This window comes from Nonomuraea sp. NPDC049784, assembly GCF_040659615.1.
Lineage (GTDB): Bacteria > Actinomycetota > Actinomycetes > Streptosporangiales > Streptosporangiaceae > Nonomuraea.
Map to the genome: position 1 here is coordinate 1 of NZ_JBFAMX010000773.1, position 4114 is coordinate 4114.

Below are 4114 nucleotides of genomic sequence, written 5' to 3' on the forward strand. Positions count from 1 at the left end.
CGAGGTGATCCTCGACCTGCCCGCCGCCGCCGTGTCCCGCTACACCCGCGACGGAGTCGTCGAGGAGCTCGGCCCGAACCGCTGCCGGCTCGTCCTGGGCTCGTGGTCATGGACTGGCCTGGCCGCCACCATCGGCAGGTTCGACGCCGACATCGAGGTCGTCGGCCCGGCCGAGCTCAAGGACGCCTTCGCGCACCTGGCCCGCCGCTACGCCAACGCCGCAACCGACGCACCCGCCACCCCGCCCCGGATCCCATGAGCCACGGTTCGGGGCGGATGGGCAGCGCGAAGATCTGCGGCGGTGCGGCGTGGTGTCGGTCACGACGAGCTCAGCCCGCCGTCAGCGCCTCCAGCCGGCGCTCGAGCTCGGCGCGCTCCACGCCGTTCGCGGAAAGCGCGATCGCCCGCTCGTAGGCGTGGATCGCACCCGTCAGGTCACCGGCGCGCCGGAGTAGTTCGGCGTGCGTGGCATGCAGCGGCTGGTAGCGCTCGAGCGCCGGATCGCCCAGCAACGGCTCGAGCAATTCCAAACCGGCACTTGCTCCGTAGGCGAACCCGACCGCGGCCGCATGATTGAGTTCGACCACCGGTGAGGGGTTGAGCCGGCCGAGTGCCCCGTACAGCTGCGCGATCTGCGCCCAGTCCGCGGCGTCGCCGTCCGCCGCCCGGATGTGCAGAGCGATGATCGCCGCCTGGAGCTGGTACTGGCCGGGGCGCCCGAACCGCACCGCACGCTCGAGTGCGCGGAACCCCTCACCGATCCGGTCCCAGTCCCACATGGATCGGTCTTGAGCCTGCAGCGGAACGTAGCTCCCGTTCCCGTCGACTCGGGAGGTGCGACGCGCGTCGTGCAGGAGCATCAACGCCAGGAGCCCCCAGACCTCGGCGTCGTCGGGCATCAACTCGCATACGAGGCGTCCGAGGCGGATCGCCTCGTCACACAGCTCCGCCCGCACCAGAAGATCGCCCTCGCTGGCGGAATAACCCTCATTGAAGATCAGGTACACGACGCGGAGCACTCCGCGCACGCGGTCAGGGAGCTCCTCGTCGGCGGGCACTCGGTAAGGGATGTGGGCATCGGCGATCTTGCGTTTGGCGCGGACGATACGTTTGCCCATCGTGGGCTCCCCGACCAGGAACGCACGTGCGATCTCGCCGGTCGTCAAGCCACCGAGCGTGCGCAACGTCAGCGCGACCCGGGCCGGCATGTCCAGCGCCGGATGGCAGCAGGTGAAGATCAACCGCAGTCGGTCATCGGCGATCGCGCTCGCTTCGCTCATCGAGAAGTGCTCCTGTCGGTTCAGGCGCAGCAGCGCGGCCAGCCGCTCGGCGCGATCGGAGATCGACTGGTCGCGGCGTAGCCGATCGATCGCGCGCCGCCGGGCCGTGACCGTGATCCACGCTGCCGGATTGTCCGGGACCCCATCGCGCCGCCAGGCTGCGAGCGCGGCCTCGAATGCGTCCTGAACGGCGTCCTCGGCGACCTGGAAGTCGCCGACGTACCTGATCAGGGTCGCCAGGACGGCCGCCCGTTCGTCCCGGAACACGCGTACGGCCGCCGCGGTGGCCAGGTCGACCATCGTCAGTCCTCGCCTGCCTCCTGGCCGTTCATGTTCACGAGGCCGGCGACCGGGATCTCACTCGAGTTCATGATCGGCCGGACTTCAACCGAGCCGCGGCGCGCTGTGGGCATCCGCGCCGCATGGCGCAGTGCCTCGTCGAGGTCGGTGCAGTTGAGCACGTAGTAGCCGGCGAGGAACTCTTTGGTCGTCGCGAAGGGCCCGTCGGTGAGCTCGGTCTCGCCGTCGCGGACGCGAACGGTGGTCGCGCTCGTCACCGGATGCAACGGGCCGTTCGCGACGAGCAGCCCGGCCTTCCGGAGGCTCTCCGTCACCTCCTGCCACAGCGGCATGTCCGCCCATCTGTCCTCCTGCTCCTCACCTTCAGGGGTGTACAGCAACAGCATGTACTCCGGCATCGGGCCTCCTCAGGTCTCGCTGCACCAAAACGGTCGTCGTCAGTACGACGCAGCACGGTGCGGGATTTGGACGACTGAGCCGCAAGACCGGCCACGGGCCTCGTCCCCTGATTATGGACGAGGCCGTCATATGGCCGTTCCGGCACACCCCTTGCAGCATCGCCATCGGCCGGGAAGCCTTACGCACCCTGCTCGCCCGCCGCGGCATCACCTTCCAGCACACCAAGACCTGGAAAGACTCCCCGGACCCGGACTTCGAGACCAAACTCGACCAGATCGAGTACGCCCTGACCCAGCGGCCCGAGCGCACCTTCGCCTTCGACGAGTTCGGGCCGCTCGGCATCCGCCCCACCGCCGGGACGGGCTGGGCGCCCAAGGGCCGGCCGGACCGGTTGCCGGCCACCTACCACCGCACCCACGGCGTCACCTACTCCACGGCTGCTACTCCGTCGGCGACGACCTGCTGTGGGGCGTCAACCACCGGCGCAAAAGCAGCGACCACACCTGGGCCGCTTTGACGTCGATCCGCGCCGCCCGGCCGGACGGCGCGCCGATCTACGTGATCCTGGACAACCTGTCGGCGCACAAGAGCTGGCGCATCCGCGCCTGGGCGAACAAGCGCAAGGTCAGGTCCTCGCATCACGGGCGATCCGGTACAGCACGTTCCGACGCAGTGGCCCTTTGGGCACTGTGGGGTCGTCGAAGTCGTCGCCTGGATCCCGGGTCATGCCGATTCGGCGCATCACCGCTTGGGACCGGAGGTTGGTGGCAGTCGTTACCGCAAGGATTTCCGGGAGTTCGAGAGTCTCAAAGCCGAAGGTCAGGCCGGCCAGGGCGGCCTCGGTAGCGTAACCGTGGCCCCAGGCTGAGCGGGCGAGCCGCCAACCGATCTCCACCCCCGTGAACGGCATGCCATCATCGACCTGGTCCAGGCCCGCGAAGCCGATGAACTCGCCGGTAGCAAGCAGTTCGACCGCCCACCACCCGTAGCCTCGCTGGTCGAACTCGCTCTGGAACTGCGACACGGCGGAATAGCACTGTTCGCGGGTAAGCAGGTCGCCCAAGTGCTCCCGGACCTCAGGATCGGCATTCATCGCCGCCCACGGTCCAAGGTCGGACTCCCGCCATCGACGGAGAACCAAGCGATCGGTACGCATTTCAGACATGCTGCGAAGCCAACACGAGCCATGGCCCCCAAGGCAATTCAGTTTCCTCGGAACTCTCCTGCTGCCCGGCGAAGGGAACCTTGCCCGCTCCCAGGCTGACGAATCCGATGATCGTTTCCAGTCAGGTTCCCGCCTGCGAAATGAGCCAGACGCACCCCCCAAGCCGACTACGCTCCATTAGAGCGGCATGCATGGGGGCGGAGGGATGAGTGACGGTCAACGGGGCGGTAAACCATCAGGCGACGGCGGCGACGTCTGCGGCCGGTGAGGCGGTCGGGAGGGTGCTCGGCACCCAGGCGGCCTCGCCGCTGTCGTTCTGGGTGGGCCTGGAGCCGGGCAAGGTCGTCCAGCTCGACGACGTGGTGGTGACCAGGCGCGAGGTGCCGGGCTACGGCCTGGTGCTGGTGGCGGGTGTGGTGACGACCGTGGAGGCCAGGCACGAGGGCGCCGCGTACGACTCCGATGTCTTCCTGATCGCCGACGGCGCGCTGCCGGCCGCCGTGGTCGAGGTGGCGGAGGTGCGGGTGACGAGGGTCGAGCCGGAGGTGTTCGTGCCGCCGCTGCCCGGTTCCAGGGTCTATCTGGCCGGGGCGGGCGACCGTGACCAGGCACTGTACTTCGACGTGATGGACCGGCGGATCCCCTTGGGGATGGGCCGCGACGGCCAGCCGCTGTACGTCAACTTCGACTTCCTCGACGGCACCCGCGGCGCCCACGTGTCCATCTCGGGCGTGTCCGGCGTGGCCACCAAGACCTCGTTCGCCACCTTCCTGCTCTACTCGATCTTCAATTCGGGTGTCCTGGAGGGCGAGGCGGCCAACACCAAGGCGCTGATCTTCTCCGTCAAGGGCGAGGACCTGCTCTTCCTCGACCACGACAACCTCCGGCTCGACGAGCGCGCCACCAACGTCTACGCCCGGCTGGGGCTGCCCGCCAAGGCGTTCGGGAGCGTCCACGTGTTCGCGCCGCC

The 4114-nt window shown here is 68.6% G+C and carries 4 protein-coding genes and 2 pseudogenes; 3 read left to right on the top strand and 3 right to left on the bottom strand.

Annotated elements, in window-relative coordinates:
• A partial coding sequence (locus tag AB0J09_RS58155) for a WYL domain-containing protein (RefSeq protein ID WP_360711715.1) occupies positions 1-259 on the top strand: 259 nt, incomplete at its 5' end.
• Between the two features lie 70 nt (positions 260-329).
• Here the strand turns inward: AB0J09_RS58155 and AB0J09_RS58160 are convergent.
• Together AB0J09_RS58160 and AB0J09_RS58165 are read right to left on the bottom strand one after the other, a co-directional pair.
• Positions 330-1580: a sigma-70 family RNA polymerase sigma factor gene (locus AB0J09_RS58160; RefSeq protein WP_360711718.1), complete on the bottom strand. Its 1251-nt coding sequence runs from the start codon at positions 1578-1580 to the stop codon at positions 330-332.
• Between the two features lie 2 nt (positions 1581-1582).
• Positions 1583-1978 carry a YciI family protein gene (locus AB0J09_RS58165; RefSeq protein WP_360711721.1) on the bottom strand — a complete coding sequence of 132 codons (396 nt, stop codon included), beginning with the start codon at positions 1976-1978 and terminating at the stop codon, positions 1583-1585.
• 164 nt (positions 1979-2142) lie between these two features.
• On the opposite strand from AB0J09_RS58165, the pseudogene AB0J09_RS58170 reads away from it, so the two are divergent.
• Positions 2143-2654 (top strand): annotated as a pseudogene (locus AB0J09_RS58170) (transposase); the annotation flags it as partial.
• Here the strand turns inward: AB0J09_RS58170 and AB0J09_RS58175 are convergent.
• The gene (locus AB0J09_RS58175; RefSeq protein WP_360711724.1) at positions 2605-3144 is read right to left on the bottom strand and encodes a GNAT family N-acetyltransferase; all 540 of its coding nucleotides are present in this window, start codon (positions 3142-3144) and stop codon (positions 2605-2607) included. The pseudogene AB0J09_RS58170 and the gene AB0J09_RS58175 sit on opposite strands and share 50 nt — an antisense overlap.
• A gap of 209 nt (positions 3145-3353) precedes the next feature.
• On the opposite strand from AB0J09_RS58175, the pseudogene AB0J09_RS58180 reads away from it, so the two are divergent.
• A pseudogene (locus tag AB0J09_RS58180) lies at positions 3354-4114 on the top strand (ATP-binding protein); the annotation flags it as partial.

Bases quoted from the DNA above. Each gene is read 5' to 3' on its own strand.
- AB0J09_RS58175 (WP_360711724.1), bottom strand. From the start codon at position 3,144: ATGTCTGAAATGCGTACCGATCGCTTGGTTCTCCGTCGATGGCGGGAG.
- AB0J09_RS58160 (WP_360711718.1), bottom strand. From the start codon at position 1,580: ATGGTCGACCTGGCCACCGCGGCGGCCGTACGCGTGTTCCGGGACGAA.
- AB0J09_RS58165 (WP_360711721.1), bottom strand. From the start codon at position 1,978: ATGCCGGAGTACATGCTGTTGCTGTACACCCCTGAAGGTGAGGAGCAG.